Source organism: Caballeronia grimmiae, assembly GCF_022879615.1.
Classification (GTDB): domain Bacteria; phylum Pseudomonadota; class Gammaproteobacteria; order Burkholderiales; family Burkholderiaceae; genus Caballeronia; species Caballeronia grimmiae.
Genome location: NZ_CP084275.1, coordinates 282508 through 298889, shown reverse-complemented (window position 1 = coordinate 298889; position 16382 = coordinate 282508). Strand labels below are relative to the sequence as shown.

Annotated in this window: 26 protein-coding genes; 2 read left to right on the top strand and 24 right to left on the bottom strand. The window is 58.4% G+C overall.

All coding sequences use genetic code 11. The annotated features are described in order from the left end of the window. Nucleotides 1-199: 199 nt before the first annotated feature. Complete coding sequence (locus tag LDZ21_RS27755; RefSeq protein WP_244797414.1) at nucleotides 200-1108, top strand: DUF72 domain-containing protein; 909 nt, start codon at nucleotides 200-202, stop codon at nucleotides 1106-1108. Between the two features lie 18 nt (nucleotides 1109-1126). Here LDZ21_RS27755 and LDZ21_RS27750 read toward each other — a convergent pair whose 3' ends face one another. The 5 genes from LDZ21_RS27750 to LDZ21_RS27735 all read right to left on the bottom strand — a co-directional run bounded on the left by LDZ21_RS27750 (nucleotide 1127) and on the right by LDZ21_RS27735 (nucleotide 4898). Next, entirely contained in the window at nucleotides 1127-2035 is a 909-nt protein-coding gene (locus LDZ21_RS27750; RefSeq protein ID WP_244797413.1) for a hypothetical protein, read from the bottom strand. Continuing rightward, on the bottom strand, nucleotides 2035-2613 hold the full coding sequence (locus LDZ21_RS27745; protein ID WP_244797412.1) for a hypothetical protein: 579 nt from the start codon (nucleotides 2611-2613) through the stop codon (nucleotides 2035-2037). Before LDZ21_RS27745 ends, LDZ21_RS27750 begins: the two co-directional genes overlap by 1 nt. Nucleotides 2614-2629: 16 nt before the next feature. Beyond that, nucleotides 2630-3382: a hypothetical protein gene (locus LDZ21_RS27740; protein ID WP_244797411.1), complete on the bottom strand. Its 753-nt coding sequence runs from the start codon at nucleotides 3380-3382 to the stop codon at nucleotides 2630-2632. Next, nucleotides 3382-3687, bottom strand: a complete 306-nt coding sequence (locus LDZ21_RS31555; protein ID WP_483305731.1) for a phiTE_015 family protein — start codon at nucleotides 3685-3687, stop codon at nucleotides 3382-3384. The genes LDZ21_RS27740 and LDZ21_RS31555 overlap by 1 nt, the downstream gene beginning before the upstream one ends. Nucleotides 3688-3905: 218 nt before the next feature. Then, a complete protein-coding gene (locus LDZ21_RS27735; protein ID WP_244797410.1) occupies nucleotides 3906-4898 on the bottom strand; it encodes a G1 family glutamic endopeptidase in 993 nt (330 codons plus the stop codon). Between the two features lie 286 nt (nucleotides 4899-5184). Between LDZ21_RS27735 and LDZ21_RS27730 the strand changes: the two genes are divergently transcribed. Next, nucleotides 5185-5487, top strand: coding sequence for a hypothetical protein (locus tag LDZ21_RS27730; protein ID WP_244797409.1), 303 nt, complete (start codon nucleotides 5185-5187; stop codon nucleotides 5485-5487). 400 nt (nucleotides 5488-5887) lie between these two features. On the opposite strand, the gene LDZ21_RS27725 is transcribed toward LDZ21_RS27730, so the two are convergent. The 19 genes from LDZ21_RS27725 to LDZ21_RS27635 form a co-directional block, all read right to left on the bottom strand. Further along, nucleotides 5888-6652 (bottom strand): hypothetical protein, encoded by a 765-nt coding sequence (locus LDZ21_RS27725; RefSeq protein ID WP_244797408.1) that lies wholly within the window; start codon nucleotides 6650-6652, stop codon nucleotides 5888-5890. A gap of 291 nt (nucleotides 6653-6943) precedes the next feature. Further along, nucleotides 6944-7330 (bottom strand): hypothetical protein, encoded by a 387-nt coding sequence (locus tag LDZ21_RS27720; RefSeq protein ID WP_244797407.1) that lies wholly within the window; start codon nucleotides 7328-7330, stop codon nucleotides 6944-6946. Nucleotides 7331-7443: 113 nt separating this feature from the next. Continuing rightward, nucleotides 7444-7716 (bottom strand): hypothetical protein, encoded by a 273-nt coding sequence (locus tag LDZ21_RS27715; protein WP_244797406.1) that lies wholly within the window; start codon nucleotides 7714-7716, stop codon nucleotides 7444-7446. 19 nt (nucleotides 7717-7735) lie between these two features. Next, on the bottom strand, nucleotides 7736-8539 hold the full coding sequence (locus LDZ21_RS27710) for a hypothetical protein (RefSeq protein ID WP_244797405.1): 804 nt from the start codon (nucleotides 8537-8539) through the stop codon (nucleotides 7736-7738). 194 nt (nucleotides 8540-8733) lie between these two features. Further along, nucleotides 8734-9474 carry a hypothetical protein gene (locus LDZ21_RS27705; protein WP_244797404.1) on the bottom strand — a complete coding sequence of 247 codons (741 nt, stop codon included), beginning with the start codon at nucleotides 9472-9474 and terminating at the stop codon, nucleotides 8734-8736. Beyond that, complete coding sequence (locus tag LDZ21_RS27700) at nucleotides 9467-9919, bottom strand: hypothetical protein (RefSeq protein WP_244797403.1); 453 nt, start codon at nucleotides 9917-9919, stop codon at nucleotides 9467-9469. Before LDZ21_RS27700 ends, LDZ21_RS27705 begins: the two co-directional genes overlap by 8 nt. 79 nt (nucleotides 9920-9998) lie before the next feature. After that, nucleotides 9999-10550 carry a hypothetical protein gene (locus LDZ21_RS27695; protein WP_244797402.1) on the bottom strand — a complete coding sequence of 184 codons (552 nt, stop codon included), beginning with the start codon at nucleotides 10548-10550 and terminating at the stop codon, nucleotides 9999-10001. Between the two features lie 52 nt (nucleotides 10551-10602). Beyond that, the gene (locus LDZ21_RS27690; RefSeq protein ID WP_244797401.1) at nucleotides 10603-10866 is read right to left on the bottom strand and encodes a hypothetical protein; all 264 of its coding nucleotides are present in this window, start codon (nucleotides 10864-10866) and stop codon (nucleotides 10603-10605) included. A 116-nt stretch (nucleotides 10867-10982) separates the two neighbouring features. Next, nucleotides 10983-11540 (bottom strand): hypothetical protein, encoded by a 558-nt coding sequence (locus LDZ21_RS27685; protein ID WP_244797400.1) that lies wholly within the window; start codon nucleotides 11538-11540, stop codon nucleotides 10983-10985. 72 nt (nucleotides 11541-11612) lie between these two features. Next, nucleotides 11613-11999, bottom strand: a complete 387-nt coding sequence (locus LDZ21_RS27680; protein WP_244797399.1) for a hypothetical protein — start codon at nucleotides 11997-11999, stop codon at nucleotides 11613-11615. Nucleotides 12000-12381: 382 nt separating this feature from the next. Beyond that, the gene (locus LDZ21_RS27675) at nucleotides 12382-12633 is read right to left on the bottom strand and encodes a hypothetical protein (protein WP_244797398.1); all 252 of its coding nucleotides are present in this window, start codon (nucleotides 12631-12633) and stop codon (nucleotides 12382-12384) included. 59 nt (nucleotides 12634-12692) lie between these two features. Next, on the bottom strand, nucleotides 12693-12983 hold the full coding sequence (locus LDZ21_RS27670) for a hypothetical protein (RefSeq protein WP_244797397.1): 291 nt from the start codon (nucleotides 12981-12983) through the stop codon (nucleotides 12693-12695). A 220-nt stretch (nucleotides 12984-13203) separates the two neighbouring features. Further along, complete coding sequence (locus tag LDZ21_RS27665; protein ID WP_244797396.1) at nucleotides 13204-13530, bottom strand: hypothetical protein; 327 nt, start codon at nucleotides 13528-13530, stop codon at nucleotides 13204-13206. A gap of 67 nt (nucleotides 13531-13597) precedes the next feature. Beyond that, nucleotides 13598-14089, bottom strand: a complete 492-nt coding sequence (locus tag LDZ21_RS27660) for a hypothetical protein (protein ID WP_244797395.1) — start codon at nucleotides 14087-14089, stop codon at nucleotides 13598-13600. Continuing rightward, nucleotides 14090-14623 (bottom strand): hypothetical protein, encoded by a 534-nt coding sequence (locus LDZ21_RS27655; protein ID WP_244797394.1) that lies wholly within the window; start codon nucleotides 14621-14623, stop codon nucleotides 14090-14092. 488 nt (nucleotides 14624-15111) lie between these two features. After that, nucleotides 15112-15402 carry a hypothetical protein gene (locus tag LDZ21_RS27650; protein WP_244797393.1) on the bottom strand — a complete coding sequence of 97 codons (291 nt, stop codon included), beginning with the start codon at nucleotides 15400-15402 and terminating at the stop codon, nucleotides 15112-15114. 41 nt (nucleotides 15403-15443) lie between these two features. Further along, the gene (locus LDZ21_RS27645; RefSeq protein ID WP_244797392.1) at nucleotides 15444-15806 is read right to left on the bottom strand and encodes a hypothetical protein; all 363 of its coding nucleotides are present in this window, start codon (nucleotides 15804-15806) and stop codon (nucleotides 15444-15446) included. Beyond that, nucleotides 15769-15951 carry a hypothetical protein gene (locus LDZ21_RS27640; RefSeq protein ID WP_244797391.1) on the bottom strand — a complete coding sequence of 61 codons (183 nt, stop codon included), beginning with the start codon at nucleotides 15949-15951 and terminating at the stop codon, nucleotides 15769-15771. Before LDZ21_RS27640 ends, LDZ21_RS27645 begins: the two co-directional genes overlap by 38 nt. A gap of 21 nt (nucleotides 15952-15972) precedes the next feature. Beyond that, complete coding sequence (locus LDZ21_RS27635) at nucleotides 15973-16278, bottom strand: hypothetical protein (protein WP_244797390.1); 306 nt, start codon at nucleotides 16276-16278, stop codon at nucleotides 15973-15975. Nucleotides 16279-16382 lie beyond the last annotated feature (104 nt).

The window sequence follows — 16382 nt, the reverse complement described above, 5'->3', positions numbered from 1 at the left end:
GACGGCAATGACAGCGCTAGACAACGAAGCACCTGTGGATGTTGAACTATTTCGCCAGTATTGCCGTCTAGTCTCCGGCCCATTGCCCTTCATGGACAACCAAGACTGGATCGAAGTGAGGGACTTCATAACGACCGCGGCCGCGAGACACCGGCCCGTTATGTGTATCCATTGAAGCAATCGTGATAGGGGAAAACTGATGAAGATCGAAGTCGGGACCGCCTCCTGGACTGATCCAACGCTGATCGCATGCAAACGGTTCTATCCCCCGGGGTGCACGAGCGCGGAAGCACGGCTCCGCCACTACGCAACACAGTTCCCCATGGTCGAGGTCGATTCAAGCTACTACGCGATGCCGAGCGCTTCCAACTCAGCCTTATGGGCCGAGCGCACGCCGCCTCACTTCACGTTCAATTTGAAGGCGTTTCGTCTCTTTACCGGCCACCAGACGGATCGCAGCAAACTGCCAAAAGACATCCAGGCGGCACTTCCTCCAAGCGACAAAAAGAACCTCTACTACAAAGACACGCCGGGCGAGATCCTTCGAGAACTTTGGAAGCGATTCACCGACGCCATCGAACCTCTTCGCGCCGCCGGCAAGTTGGGCGCGGTGCACTTTCAATTTGCTCCGTGGGTGGTCAATAACGCCGACGGCCGCGCTCACGTAGAGCACTGTGCGGACGTGATGGCGGACTATGTTGTCGCCACCGAGTTCCGTCACGCGTCGTGGTTCTCTGAAAAGTCATGTGAGGCCACGCTGGCATTCGAGCGTGCGCGGCGCCTGGTGAATGTGATCGTCGACGAGCCCAACACAACGTCCAATTCCATCCCGGCCGTCTGGGAGGTCACCAACAGCAAACTGGCGCTGGTGCGCTTACACGGCCGGAATCACGAGACGTGGAACATCAAGGGTGCTACGTCTGCGTCCGCTCGGTTCAATTACGACTACACCGATCAGGAATTGGGTGAACTCGCATCACAGATCATCTTGATCGCGCGCAAGGTCGAACGGGCTCAAGTGGTATTCAACAATAATTTCGAGGACCAGGGGCAGCGCAATGCAAGATCGTTGATGCAGATTCTCGGTAGCGACGCAATCCCTCCGTGATCGTTTTCCGACCAGCATTCAGCCTGTCAACGCATCAGCGCGCCCACCTCCGTCGATTAGCTGACGAATCTCCGCAATGCGCATATGCGTTCCCAACCGAGCCTCGTTGATTGTCCATAATGTGTTCTCCGTTATGCGATTAAAACGCGGGGACACGCCTGCAATGTCGGCATGGACGGTCGACGAAACCCAGATTCCGTCACACTTGCCCTGTTTGATTGCCGTCTGAAAACGCAATCGGTGTTTTTCAATGAACGCCACATTTATAGACGCGAGGCGCGCGGAAGCTTCGCTTTTCGTGGCCGCAGCCAAAATGCTTTCCCCCGGCGTCAAGTCGTCGAGGTTGAAGGCCACCATCCCAGAGCCGCGGTATGGCTCGATCTGCTTCAACCCCTTAGCCAGTTGCTTCCCGACGGACTCTTGGGAATAGACCTTCTTGCACGCGATACCATAATCACCGAATTTCGAAAACATAATCTCAAGGTCGGGCGGATCTTTGAAGCGTGTCGGCACGTTCCGCAATTGCAGGAACCTCCTCAACGACAGTTCCCAGAGAGCGTCTTTCCCTTGCGATGGCTGCCGGGTCGACAGGTGCATATCGCTCTTGGTGATGCGCCGGATTGCCTGAGATGCCGCCGGATCGTTCACCGCTGACAGCACAGATTCGGCAATCCGAGCGGCCTCATCAGCTTCGATCAAAGTACGAATGTCCTCCTGATCTGTTTGGGCGATCCAGAAACGATTCAACTTATCCGCTTTAGAGAAGAGCGCTCCCAACGCGCTGTTGGGCTTTATGTGCACGTTAGCCGCGGTCAATGCCTCTCTACAGCGGTTGACCAAGGCCGCAACCTCCGCGTAGGTCGAAACGCGATCGGAACGCTCGACGCCGTGTAGCCGCACTAGGGACGGCGATTCGAATGCCGCCATTACGTTTTCGCTCCGGCATCTTGTACCATCTGGGTCGTGCACTCGATCAATGACGGCAGCATGCCTTTCACCGCTGTGAGTTCATCGCGAAGGATCAGAACCTTGACTCGCGCGATCCCCTTGGCGCGAACGATAGCCAATCGGTTGTTGCCACCCTTTACGTGCAACTGAGCCTCTCCTCCGACGGTGACGAGGAGGATCATCGGTGGGGTCATCTTGCCACCTTCCGCCCAGAAACAAATCGCTTCTGCCACCTTCGAATCAGCGAACCCCCAAACTTCCCCTGCCGAGCGGCGACTGCCCGCGCATAAACGTGCGTCCAGTTCGGACAGGTCCACGTCGCAGCAGCGAACGCCTTGGGGGTAGTCGCTAGCAAATGCTTCTGGCGACTCTCCGTCGAGCGCGAAGTAAAAGTTCGCCTCGTTGCAGTCCCACACCGGCTCAAATTGCGGCCACTTGGAAAGCGGCTTTCGGATCAACTTTTTCGCGTTTGCCCACAGCGCGGCGCCAGCATCGATTTGGTCCGGATGGCGGCCCATACTTCGGAGCAGTCTTTCGTGTTCTTCGCTATAGTTCATTGAGCTGCTGTAGAGGTTAGTTCATTGCATCATGTTGGTTATTGTCCTGACCAGCTTCGGCTTGCATCGCCGTCTTCAGTGCTGACAGCTCGTCCATCCGCTCATGTATTACGCTCCAAGTCGCTGTGTCATTCTTTCGATGACATTCCGCCAGCACAGCAGCAACACATAGCGCCGCTTCCGCGCACGCGAGCGTCACCCACCTCGCCATGCCCGAATCAGGCTCGTACACCGAATTCAGGTTGGCAAGCCAATGGTCGCCACCGTCATCAATCGTTACTGCATGGAAAATCGAGTGGGGATTCGGATGGCCGCCATAGTCGATCATGCCTTGATAGGTGTCGACCAACCGCTGCTTTCCCTCCGGAGTCCAGGAGCATTCGCGAGAAACAACCTTAATGGCGTTTGCGAAGGTATTGCGGCACTTGTCCATCTTGGATCTGGATTCGTGGCGCGCTCTCCACACAACCGCGAGCTCGGGCTTCTCGAGAATCATGAACGCATAGCAGGCAGATTCGAGGGCTGTGCGCACGACGGGGAACATAGCGCTCGCATGTCCCGTCAATGCAATCCGTCCACCAGCAAGCAAGAGTTGGAACGAATTCAGGCACAGCATAAGCGCTTCCACCGGCCCGTCCGCCTCACCGGCGAGGATCGTCCTCGGGAACAGATCGACAACCTTCTCAAAAAATCGCAGTTCTGTCGTCGGGGAATTGAACGCATCGCGCACGCTTTCTTCCGCGGCTACGTTGTAGTCCTTGAATGGCATCAAACGTCCTCAGATGGTCGGGTCGCATCATAGACGAAGGCGAGCGCAACACGAAGACCCTTTGCGCCGGCCCCCAGATCTATGTCCACGCGGTCCCTTTGCCTCCCGAGCAATTCGAACCTGCTGATTGCCTCAGTCATCGCTGGCGTCACTACGCGCTCCACTTCTTCCACAAGCACACTGCGGGAAGTACTCCAAGCCAACCAGCGGCCTTGTTCAGGCTCGAGGTAATTGCCGTCGCGACGCGATCGCACCGGTCCGTACATTCCCTTGTGCCAATTTTCAAAAGCTTCCCTTTGATTCATCATCGTCTCTCCAACAAAAGGGAGCCTGCGCATCAGTTTCGCACAGTACCCGAAGCGAGCATTCGATGAATCGATGGTACGATCCACATACATAACGGGTATGTATCATGTCTGCGCGTCATTCGAGATCGAGTGGCAAATGGTTGTGACTTTTTGCGGTGCGGAGCGCTCCCTCGCCATTTTCGAACGGCGCGAACAGGGGGAAGCGCTCTTTTTCCTTATGGATTGCCCGTTGTGGTGCCACCGAGAAAGGTGACGTTGGTGTATCCGTACTCGGTGGGAGCGTTCGCTTTCAGATGGGGTGGAGCAAGGTTGGCTTGCATGATGATTGTGCCGCCGGCATCCGTCATCGCATAATCGACGATCGTTGCGGTAGCCGGCACCTTGCCCGGAGAATATATCCCGGGTCCTGTCGCGTCACAGGTCATCATAATCGTTGTGACGAAATCCGGAAGACTACTGAGCACGTTGTTCACCCCCGGTCGTTCCACGATCCATTCTGCGCAGTTCCCCACCAACGCCGTTCCCGCCGGAGGGGTGATAGCGAGGCCAACTGACTGACCCGTGGAGATGTTCGCGAGACTTGCTCCTCCCCTGGGCGGAAAACCTCCTACAGCTGGATAGTGCTCTATCTGAATTTCAACCCAGTCGCCCGGATTCGCTGGTAGCCCCCCAACTCGCACTTCGTACTGAGGAAACCACTCGATCCAGAGGTAGGACTGCGTGGATTGGCCTTGCAATTTCCCGCTGGTGATGACGTGAACTCCCGCTTGCAGGACATCGGGTGATCCGTCGCCGTCGAACCCGACCCAGATGGACAGGTGATTTGGCCCGGGGTTTATCAAATTCAGAGGCTTCGGAATTTCGAAATCCGTCGTAATGCGAGCGTCCTGAAACGCATTAGTCGTGTCGTGTGCGACGTAGCCCGACCAGTTGTTTGACGTAGGCGGCAGCCCAGCGCGCTGCGGCCTTTTCTGGATGGGACCGTGGACATATTCGGTCAGCACAAGGTCCGGCACCACCCGCGTGGCGCAAACTGCACGTTGCCACCGTGCGATCGTGCGTTTGGTGGCAACAGAAGGGTTCGGCCGCCTCGGGAAACCATACTTCCGGAGTTGGTCGTCGGTGGCGGCCAGTGCGTCGAAGCCCACTGGCGGCGGTGAGAAAAACTTGATTCCTTCTACCGCGCTGTCGATGAGAGAAAGCTCCATGTTGCCTCCAGGTATTCTTAGACACGTTGCTGGGGTTGAGGGCTTCGCAGTCATCGTTATAGCTTGCGCAGGCAGCAAATCAAGACGATGGCGGGAATTTGGCTGTGGAGGGCTGCTTAAACAGTTCCTTCATTTGCCCCGCCACGACCCCGAGTGCGCCGCAGGAGTAGCCGGAACGCGTCCTCCCTCAAGTTTCGATTCGGCCCTGCCGTTAAAAGAGAGTCGGCTGGCCAGCCCGGCCGCCCTCGGTTTTTCATCGTTGAGACAACGCTCAAATCAAACGGATATGGATAAAAAAGAACTGAATCGTCGGGCCGTTCTCGCCGCATTTGCAGACGAAGCGGGCTGTCTGCCCCAAGGTGTGGGACCTGAAACTGTCGATGTGGTTGGCAACAGCGACGACTGCCTTCGACTATTGATCGCGACTGGGATCTCGTTTTCGCGTCCGACCGACGATCAGATTGTCGCCGACGGAGGCATGGGTAACGAACCACTCGTTGAGAAAATCGTAAACGGCGACGTGTCCGCCGCTGCGCGCACAGCAGCAGCAAAGGTCGCCGCGAGCTGGCTCGACGAAAGCCAAGTCTGAAGTACCACGATCGCATCAATCTTGAGCGCCCGTCTCGATATCTGCTCCGCGACGCCGGTGCTCGCGTCCCCGCTCTCCTCTTGTGCAACTCTAGCGATCGTTCGGGCGCCTTCTGAATTCTTTCGGGTTATACACCGCCGTCTTCCAATCGCAGTTCGGCCTTTGGATCTCGCTCTGTCGTCGGACAATCAGTAGGGAGCAGGATACAAAAACGCAGACCAGGAGAATAAGGACCACAGCCGCTCTGTGGCTACAGAGATAGCTGCGACCGATGTCACAATCGCTCGGCAAAGCGATTGCAACGCCAAGTAACATCGCGACGGAAACAGAAGCGACGCAGGCGTTGATCCTCCGGCTTTTTAATTGTCGAGTAGCTTTCATCTGCGGTGTCGTTCGGCAATCAGAGATCTAGCGCCAGTTGCGACTGCCTACTCGTCGCGTCTTTGGTTCCGTCCGCTGAGCTTTCGTAGATAGACCTCATCCGAGGCGGGTTGTTGTTTAGAGTGATCGGGCTCGCTTGCGCATCTGTGACAAGCACACCCTTGTTGCAGGCCAGCCAAAGCAGACTGTCGACCGCTGCGGCTCTGTCATTCGTTGCCCGAGCAAGCATGCGACATAGATCCATGCACGCCGGAAATCGCATCTTGATCGGATACCGCGGTTTATCTGGAATGCCAGCGAGTCGACACAGCCAGATATCGGGCTTGCACACGTCGGCGCCAAAATTCTTCGCTAACTGATACTTCGTGTCATCCCCTACAAACGGTAGCGTCTTGCACCACGCGATAAGCGCCTCCGGATCACCGGTCGCGACTACGCCTTGGAGCGCGACGAAGTCCCTGTCGCGATCGAACCACGCTCGTTCGATCGCAGCAGCCTTTGCGCGGTACCCAAACGCCGACACCACTGGTTCACCAGATTCCATCGCTCTCCACACCTTCGCCTCGATCGTGCGAGCGGCCTGCGCAGAGCGTCCGGCACACAGAATGATCCAGACGATCTCCCTTGCCATGTCTTCAGGTGTCCGGGGAGGAGCTACTTCGCGACGAGACCACGTCAGTATTCGGGCCGCGTCGGGATCGTTGGCCAGAAGCCAGTCACGAGCCGCGAGGTACATCGCGACGGTGAGCCGATCCTCGGGCGAGGGGACGGATATCTGAATCATAGGTTCGCTCCGGGACGAAGCGTGATTGCTTCTCAAATTCCCGTCATGGGAAGACCACGAACAAAAGGCACATCGTCGAGAGAGCCGCAAGACCACCGCTGAGTCGTCCGGCTAGGTGCGCCTCGCGCTTGCCAACGAGTGGCTTCGCGCACACGAAAACCACGATATAAGCAACAGTGAGCGCAGCAATCGCTACCGCCACCTTTCCCAGGCCTACTAGCAGAAAGAAATCTGGCTTCATTTTGAACCTTCCTAAAAATGTGACATGTCTTATTCCCGAAGGACTGGCCCCTACGCCATCGCGAAAGTGCGCTTATCGCGCGTGCGCTTTTTTGAAGCCCTGACATCCGGGCGGGGCGCGTTCGGATGCCGCTCTACTTCTTCCTGCCGAACAACGATCATGCCTTTGTCCACGAACTCATTGATCTCCGCGAACATGCGACGCTGAACGAGACGGGACGATCCGATCCCCCCGTCGCTCCCGAGTCCTTCGCTCCACTGACGATCGCCGTCGATCTCGGCCGCCCATTGACGCAGCACCGTCCGCGCCGCCGGCACACTGCCCCGGATCTTCGCGAAAATCTGGAACAGGTCTGGGTCGACGGACACCGACGTGCGCTTCTTGCGACCGTCGACCTCGCGTGAGTACTTGATTCGTATGAAATCGTCCTTGGCCATGGCCATCTTCCTGTACGGTGCTGCTCTTATGACTTGCTGCGGCGCCGTTGCGCCTTCCTTACGTGCAGACGCGTGGCGGTCCATCGCGCTGAGGGATCGCATGCCTTCGTTGCTTAGTCCACGATCAGTTTCGACATGTGGGCAAGCACGCCGCGCACGAACTCTGGAGCGGCTTTTTTGGCGGCATCCATCGTTGCGAAACCGCCTGTCTCGAAGCCCAGGTAGTGCAGGTCAAATCCACCGTCGTCGTCCGTGATAGCCATGACAACGTGGCCCGCAAAAACGGCCGTCTGCAAGGTTGCCGGGTTACCGCTGCGCCCCGGAATCCAGCATTGCTGTGGCGCGGACAAAGCGACATTGCCGTCCGCGCCGGTCTTGATCTTCATCTTGGTCCTCGTTTCGTCACTAGCCAGCCGGTTTGATTCCGACGCTGTTACGCCAAACCGCTCCCGCGATCTTCCGGTTCTCGCTTATCCCGAGATAGATGTCCCGGAATGCCACATAGGAGAGTGCAGAGAGAAACGCGAACAGAACTGGCGCAACAACAGGGGCTAACACCCACACCACGAGAATCAGGAGCATCGTGCCCGTGTTGTAGATCAGCATCGTCATGACATTGAACGCAGGCATGCCACCGTTACCGCGGTAGTACGCTGCCATCCAACGCATCCCGAATGCCGAATACAGGTGGTATTGGAATGGCGACGCGACCAACGGCAACAGGCAGCCAAGGTGGAATACCCACAGCCCGATCACCGCAGTAGCGAATATTTGATTGAGGGCGATCAACCCATCGGCATCCAGCGTCACGCTAAGAATTCTCGGGCTGTAGAACTGCCGTATCCACAGATCCGGATGCCCCGCGAACACGACAAGCAGCACGCCGCCGACGGCCGCAGCGGCAGCAATGCACACCGCGTACCGGAAGGTGATTGGCAACTGGACTCGCGCGACATCGAAGACATCGGAAATAGACTTGGGCTTGGAGTCATCCACAAGCGCAGCGACCCCGATACCTGACAGGAAGGCAATGCCTGAAACGACCTGGCTCAAAAACGCGGACGCCCGCAGGACGTATATAGCGAGGCAGAAGACCACCATGAGCGTGAGCCACGCGGCAAAGCCTCGGCCCATGAGTCCAGCCGCCTGCCTGCACCACCGTAAGATTGCGCTCGGCTTGACCGGTCGAGGCGCGATAAACCCGCTCATGGACGACTCCCTTCGGTTGCTTCCTGTCGCCTCGCGGCGGCCGACTGTGCACGCCGCCGATACATCTCCTGCCATCCGATGCGGCGAAGCTCGCCGCCGCAGCGGCAGGTATAGCTTGCGAGCCGCATCCCCCGCTTCTGCGGGAAGCTGCCGTTCTCGCCGCACGATCGGCACTCAATTTGATAGGCCATGATCTAGGCAGCGAGCGAGATGCTTTCGAAGGTGGAAACGCGCTGCACGAAGGCGGACAGCACATCCCGCGCTTCTGTCGCGCGCACGCCCATCATCAGTTGACGCAAGCCCGTCGCACGCGCCATCTCCAGAAGCGCTTCGCTGTCCGGGATATCGACGGTCAAACGAGGCGCGGCCGTGAACAGGTGCTCGAACGAGTGACCGAAGCGTCGAAGCCACGCGACTCGTTCTGCACTGGGCTGCCCGTCTACGTAGGTCCAGTGCTCGCTACGCGCCGAGCGCCAGCGCCAGCCCACCGGAGGGGGAGCGGCTGGCGCCTCGTGCGACGAGGCCGCGACGCTGTCCGCGATCGAGCTCGTCACCGCTTCAATCAGTTGATGAAGTGCATTGCCGCTGTCTTTGCGCGAGCGGAAGATCTGCACCTTGTCTTCTTCGATCGTGTGACCGAGTTTGAGCATCCCCGCGATGAAGGACTTCGCCAGGGCTTCCTTGCTGGGTACGGCGAGCGCCGCCGCCGACGCATCCGCTTCAACGCCTGATGCATGACGGCCATCGCATTGCGAAAACGCCTCGGCCGCTGCCTCGTGATCCGCCTGACGTGCAAGCGCGACCAACGCGCAAGAGAGCGACGCTGAAGTCATTTCGTCAAGGTCCGCCAGCACACGTTCAAGCTGGTCGCGAAACCGGGACGCGCCGCCAGTAACGCCCGCATCACGAGTCGTGTCGATTCCGTTGTCACTCATGGCGTGGTTCCTCACGCAGATTTGCACCGTCGGTATGATGAAGCGTCTGGGCAGCCTCGTTGGCTCGCCTGTCGAGCTCGGCCTGTAGTCGATCCGCCTGAGACCTGAGGATGTTGCGCACTTCAGAGGCTCGTGCCCGGTCTCGCTGTCGACCGGCGGCGCCAGAGCCTCCGAGACGGGCCGAATCGAACTGGTTGACGGTAGCCGCCACAGAACCGCCTATCTTTCGATTGATGGACTCGATGCGCCGTCTGATCCGAGGCTCCGCCGCTGCGCGGAGATTTCGATCTGCCACCTCGAGCACGACAGGCTTCGCATCCACCGCCCGGGGCCCAAAGCAGGCGAGCTCAATCGGCAGTCCGTTCGCGCGCAACGCTGCGAGGAATGCGTTGATGTGCTTGTGATCGGCCTCGAATCGCGAGCCGAGTATTTCCTGCGCGAGCACCAAGGCCTCCGGCGCCGGGCTGAGTGGTCTGCGCGGCGCGTCAGTCGCAACGCGATCGTTCGGGCACTCGTTCATCGTCTCACGCGCCGGCCGCCAGTTGGCGCAGGTAGCTGATCCGCTTCGTGTGGTTCCTGATGTGCGGCCGGTTCGCGCAGTACTCCTCGAGGGCTGCCAACGCATGCTGTGCTCCGCACAACTTGGCCGCAACCGCGTCGGCCTGCTTTTCAAGGACGAACACTTCCGCGTCGATGGACGTGTCCATTTTCCTGGTGGCATAGACACCCGTCAGCGCACCCATCACGAAACACGTGACGGACAGCGGGAAACTGGACCCGATCCATGCCACGATCCCGACAACCAGCAGGATAAAAACGAGAGAAAGCATCCAGACGTACGGCAAGAAGATCCTGACCAGGCCTCGCCGATCCGCCGTCAAAGCCGTTTCATATGCCAGCAGGACCTCGACGACGCTCTGATCGAGGTTCAGCGTGTCTTTTCCGACTCTGATCCGGTTGCCGATGAAGTCATAGAAGCAGCTATCTGCTCGCTTGCTGAGCGCCACGACGGGTGACCGAATGCCCTGCTCGTCCGCAAATCGATCGACGAGTGCCTGGGCCGCGTTCAGGTTCATTGCGTATTTTCCTTTGAACTTGTCAAATTCAACCCGATAGATTCACGACCGATCAGGCCGCGTCTGAGGCGTCACGCCGCTCGGATTTCCGGCCTTCCATGAATGCGCATGCGCCGATCGCTAGTGCGAGTGCGAGACCCATGAACGCCCCCACCGCACCGGCCTTTTCCGAGACGACACCGGACGTGTCTAATCCCGCAACCTGAACGCCGTGCCCGATCACGACGCCACACAGCCCCAGACCGCCGACACACGTCAGCAAAATCGAGAGACACCCCAAGATCGTGATCTCCCGGTCGCTCAGGTCGAAGAACATGCTCTTCCCCTTTTCGCACAATCGAATCATGATTCTCTACACGTCGCAATAATACATGCAGTTTCTACTAACGACAAACCACATTGTTCGGAGTGGGTCAGGCAAGAGCCGGGTGGTCAAGCTACGGTTGCAAAATCCCGTAGTTTTTCAATGCGTGTCGCGTCGAGATCGGACATGGGTTTGGCCTGTGTGCTCTCGATGGCGGATAGCACGGCAGTCGGCCCGCAGATCTGTGCTGCCACCTTGTCGGCGTAAGTAGCGCGCTTGACCTGAAACTTCGGATAGCCCTTCTTCAGGCGTCGCTGCGCCACGACGAACATCCCAACGCCAACTACCTGCATCGTAAGTTGGACGGTCCACGAATCGAAGAATTTGCCAGCGACGAAGCCCGCGACGATCAATGCGACGCTCCATAGCGATCCCGCCCAGAACGGCCGCATAAATCGAAAGAAGTCCTCTCGCTGTGCAGCGAGACCGATGGCTTGTGCAACGGCGACTTCGCGAGCCTCCTGCGAGCGGGAGTAGAAGTCCCCGCCGACGATGATGCGGTTAGTGATCGACTGGTATTTGAGGCCGTGGTGCCGCTCCTTGAAGAGCACCACGGGCGCGTTGATGCGGAGATTGAGGGCAAACCGTTGTGCCAGCCCGAATATCTGGATCTGAGAAGGGTTCACTGTTCTTCCTTTTGTCTGTGTCAGAAGTGGCCCTGCAGGCGGACCGGTAGTCGCCGCCAGCAAGCGCCGCCATCAATAAGTTTCGCCCTTGTCGAGCACGAGACACCCGGCCTGCCGCGCTTTGAGCTTGAATTTCAGAAGCTGGTCGTCCCAGATGTTCACTGGCAGAGGCACCAAACCCTGCCACGACGAAGCTACCGTCTCAGCACGCTCACGCAGAGGGGTGCACTCCGGCTTGCTCCGATCAAACTGCCCCACAAGCACCGGCCAGGTGACGAGGACTTCACCCTGTGCGCGCGGTGGCAGTTTGACCGGCGCTTCGATGTTCGTTACGTCGCGTTTCCAGCAGTCCGCGTAGTAGTCCGTCGCCAGCAGTGCGAGGGGAAACAGCCACAAGAAATGGCGTTTGGAAAATCGATGTGCGTTCCGCTCGTGCGGCCAGCCCTCAGTCGTGCTCATGCATTGATCCTTTTTTCTCTTCCGTTTTCATCATCCGCGACTGCGCTGATGCCTATTGCTGGTCAGTCCGGCCCGGGAGGACACCCGCGACATATAGCAGCCCAACCAGGCAAGCGATGATTGAGACCAATGTCGGGAAGGCCATCAAGCCTGGCGCCAACCACGCAGCCAACATTGGGGCGTCATCGAGACTGCGGGGAGGGAACGGTCTCGCGAGCCATCCCAGCATCCATGCCCAGACCCCTGCACTGAATGCAAGCAGGAGCAGTCCTATCATCCGGTTCCAAATATTTATCTTCATGCCCATTCCCCGAGCTGTGCATCACACGAACAACCGCTTCCTGTCATCTCGGCGGAGGGAGGCCTGAGTAGCCTCGGGCGATCAAAGTAGGCTGAGAATCGCCAGCTTGACACCGTGCGCGGCAACCCCGCCAATCGAGGTGTGCCCAGAATTACCGAGAAGACTCGGGAGAACGACGAAGACCAGTGCTGCCACGCTCATCAGCAGCGCTAACGCCACGAGGCAAAGCATCTGTCCCACGATCGTCTGGCCGCGCGTATATCGCGACCTCACTCCGTTTGGCAAGGTTTCGCGCTCGGAGAGCCAGCCACGCAGCCGCGCTTTAATATTCATGTGTTACCTCTCTTCTGATCGATTGCCATGCCAGTTGCGCATGCGTTGCGGTCTCCATTTCACGCAGGGTGCCGCCTGTAGAGAGCCTGTCCCTTCGCGCGGCCGATGCGCCAGACTGCGGCGAGCTCCGGCACGCTGCGGATCTGACAGGAAATCGGCGTGTCCGGATAGCCGCGTTGGCCGTGTTCTTCCGCGTAGTTCAGAGCCTTCTCCGCCCATTCGTCCGCCGCGGCGCCACGGCTATGCCCCGCGATCAGCTCAATCCGGTACATCGCCCATGCAACGCTCGCATTGAGCGCTATCGCGAAACCGTCGAACGGCTCCTCATCTTTATGTACGGTCTGGCGCATCGATTTTGCTTCCCGACTTGTCAAAATTGCGAAATGTGCCATGGTTAGTAAAGCGGCGATCCAGCCGCGAAATGTGCCACGTTTAGTGACGCCCGCTTTACCGCACCCTGATCCGATGTGCGGCAATCACCCGCCCCAGGTCGCAAACTCCAAACATCGCTGTGATTTGAGACGGGATCTCCGTTCGTCGCACACAACTGCCGGCCGAAATGTGCCGTCGTTAGTGCGCCACCACCGAGTCGCGCTTCGTGATCTTTCCCTTCACGTAACCAACGCCGTACGCGATCGATCCGTGAATGGCATACAGCAGGCCGTCGATTACGCTCGCGATCCAAAGGCCCATGCCCACGAATGCGAGCACGACGATCGCCGCGATGATGTACTTGACACCCAGCAGATCTGCCATGTTGGGGCTCAGCAGCTTCAGTGTTTGTGCGAACGAGAAGATGTCGGACTGGTGCAGTGCGCGAAAGATCTGCTTGAATGCGATCGCCATAAGCAGCGACGCGATGGTCAGGCCAGCGGCCACGACGCGGATGGAACCCATAGTTGTTTCTCCTGGTTGAGTGTGCGTGAAATGTGCCACCGTTAGTGACGGCGGAAATGTGCCATGCTTAGTGCGCCAGCGCGGTTTCGACTCCGAGCTGCCCGGGAAACCGCGCCGCCACACTCTGGAGCCGGCCGGCTGCCGTGTAGAGTTGGGGCTGTTGGGTAGCGTGTCGTGCCGCGAAGAAATTCACCTGCGACACCAGTTCGCTCTCGCTCTGAATCGTCAGCCCGTCGAGCGGACCCAGACCCTTGTCCCGCCCCGCTGACGTAACGGTGATTCGTGCCGGCCACACGCGTAGCGGTTCGGCATACGCGGCGCCGCTATAGAGTGCGTCTTCTGCGCTCGAGAACCACTCGTCCCAGTGCAGTGGCCGGAGGGCGATTAGCTCGCGGCCGTAGCTTGGGCCAACCTTTCCACCCCATGCCGCAGGGCCATAGAAGTGACAGCCCGGATCAAATTCCTGACGGGGTGCGAGCGAGTCCGCCACATAGAAAGTGCCATTCATGCTGACTGTGGCGTTGAGATACCACCCCGCGGAAAGAAGGACAACGCGCATTCAATCCTCCGTGTGGTCGAGACGCGCACCCGGCACACCAGCAGAGCTTGCGACGCCGCCGATTGCTTTTCGGGTCGCGTCGGCCAGCGGCGCAGGGTCGATCACTGTTACGCTGCTGCCCGGGGGCGCCGTCAGCTTGCTGATGTCGAATCCCATCGCGCGAGCCTTCGTCAACGGGCTGACGATCATGGACCAGTCAATCTCGAACGCTTCCGCGTACGACGAGACAACGACGGTGATGATCTGGCGCTTCGCGGACGCCGGTTGTGTTTCGACGACTCCACTGCTGCTACGTCCTTGCCATTTCACGAACGGCGGCACCGAATCGACCTGAAATACAGAGGCGTTCCGCGTAATCTGCCGCACGGCCCAATCGACGGCAGCACGCCAGTCGTCGCCGGGGCGCTGATAGGTCACATCCCCCACGCGCGTACTGACCATCCGGTTCACGCATGCGGACTCGGGTTCTTCGCCAGAGTCGTGGTAGACCACGTCTATCAGCAACTGCCGACCGTCAATCTCGATGGTATTCATGCCCGCGATTTCCTTCGTTCTTGTCGAAACGTCCAACTCGTAACACCTGTCGATCCATACTAACGGCGGCACATTTGGAGAACTTTCTCAAACACAATTCGATACTAAACACGTAGCAATAACGCCTCACAAGACCGAAGGCGATTTAACGGTGCTGCCTCAGCGGTTAAGTGCGCGTAGCAGCGGACGCATCACAACATCAACGGCACCTGCGACCGCCTTCACCTGCTGCGCGCGGCGTTGGTCAGCGCTCGGTCGTGCGACCTTGGGAATTGCCGCCGCGACCCGCTGCTCGCGCGTCCCTCGTTGCTTCGCTTGTCCCATAAATCGTTACCTCTACTTCGTGCGATTTGCCGACGAAAGCTTCAGCACCGTCACGTGGTTAAACACGTACGCATAATACTATAAGAATTGCCGAGGTGACAAATGAAATGGAACGAGGTGTTGTCAGCAACGCCAAGGGCAAATATCCGACCCGCCTACGCTCGCTACGCGGTCTTGTTACACGCGATTTTCTTTGCGAGCCAACCGTACTGGTCCGCGTCCACTTGCTTCACCAGTACGAGCTTGCACGTGCCGCCGTCGAACTCTGTGGTTACGTTTGCCGTTTCACCCACAATGACCGGTTCGTCTTTGACGCGTACCGGATCGACGTTGTAGGCCTTTCCCACAAACTCAGCAGCCGCATATCGCGCTGCCAGCGACGAACCCGGCTGCGCATGCTCACCACACGCGCTTAGCAACACAGGAACGATAAGAACCATCGAAAGGCGCTTCATGTTTTCCTTCTTCGAGAAGACTGTTGTCGAGGCCCGCCTGATCAGGCTAAGCCATGCTCGCCCCGGACAAAACGCAGCGCGGCCGACGAATAGTCCTCACCGTGGTCCACCGTGATTTTGCCTTCGTTCGCCAGCTTCCGCCCGAGTTCTGCCAGACTGAGCATCTGTGGAAGCAGTTTGCGCAAAGCCGCCATGTTCGTGATCGCTGTGTTCACGTCCATCGCGAACTGGTCGAGCGCCTTCGACTTTTCGATCGCAAACGGATCGGGACGCTCCACGCCGTCCTTCTCGCTTTGCAGTTTCTGACAGAGCGCGAGCAGTTCGATGCCGCGCTCTACATCTGCATCAAATTTCATTCGGTATCCGTTATCCAAGACGCTTGCGACTTCCGAACCGGAAGCCATCAGGAAGTGCAGGCGCAATAGCGCCGACAAAAAGCACCGTCGCGGACGTGCTGTATCCGGTAAGGCGCAAGATCAGTGCCCCAAGCCCAAGAATCCAGAAACCATAATCGCGGACCTTCTGCGTGCGGCGCAAGATTGCTTCCATTTGTCGTTTCTTGTTTTCCGATCAGAATTCGAAGCCAGTCTTTCGTACGAAATGGTCGCGAATATCCGTGTACACGCTCCGAGCGCTACCACCTTCGCGAGTCGCTTGGGCATTGGCGTGCCGTAGCAGCAAATGGTCAAGCAACTTGTGCGTCTCCACCGCAACAATTTTGCCGCCGGGCAATTCTGCCGCCAAGCATTCCCCGTCCGGAAACTCCGAGTGCGGTTCATACAGCACGCCTGAACATAGATCAATCGCCTTTGAGCCGACACGGCTCATTGCTTCGAGGCTGGCCAATGTTTCGGTGATGCATTCTGAAATCTTCATAAATTGGAAACTCCTGTTTTCCGATCAGTTATTGTCCGACTGCCGGTAGCACCGATTGTGCGATCCAGTGCGCTCCGAGCAACAGCATGATCAACAACACAAAT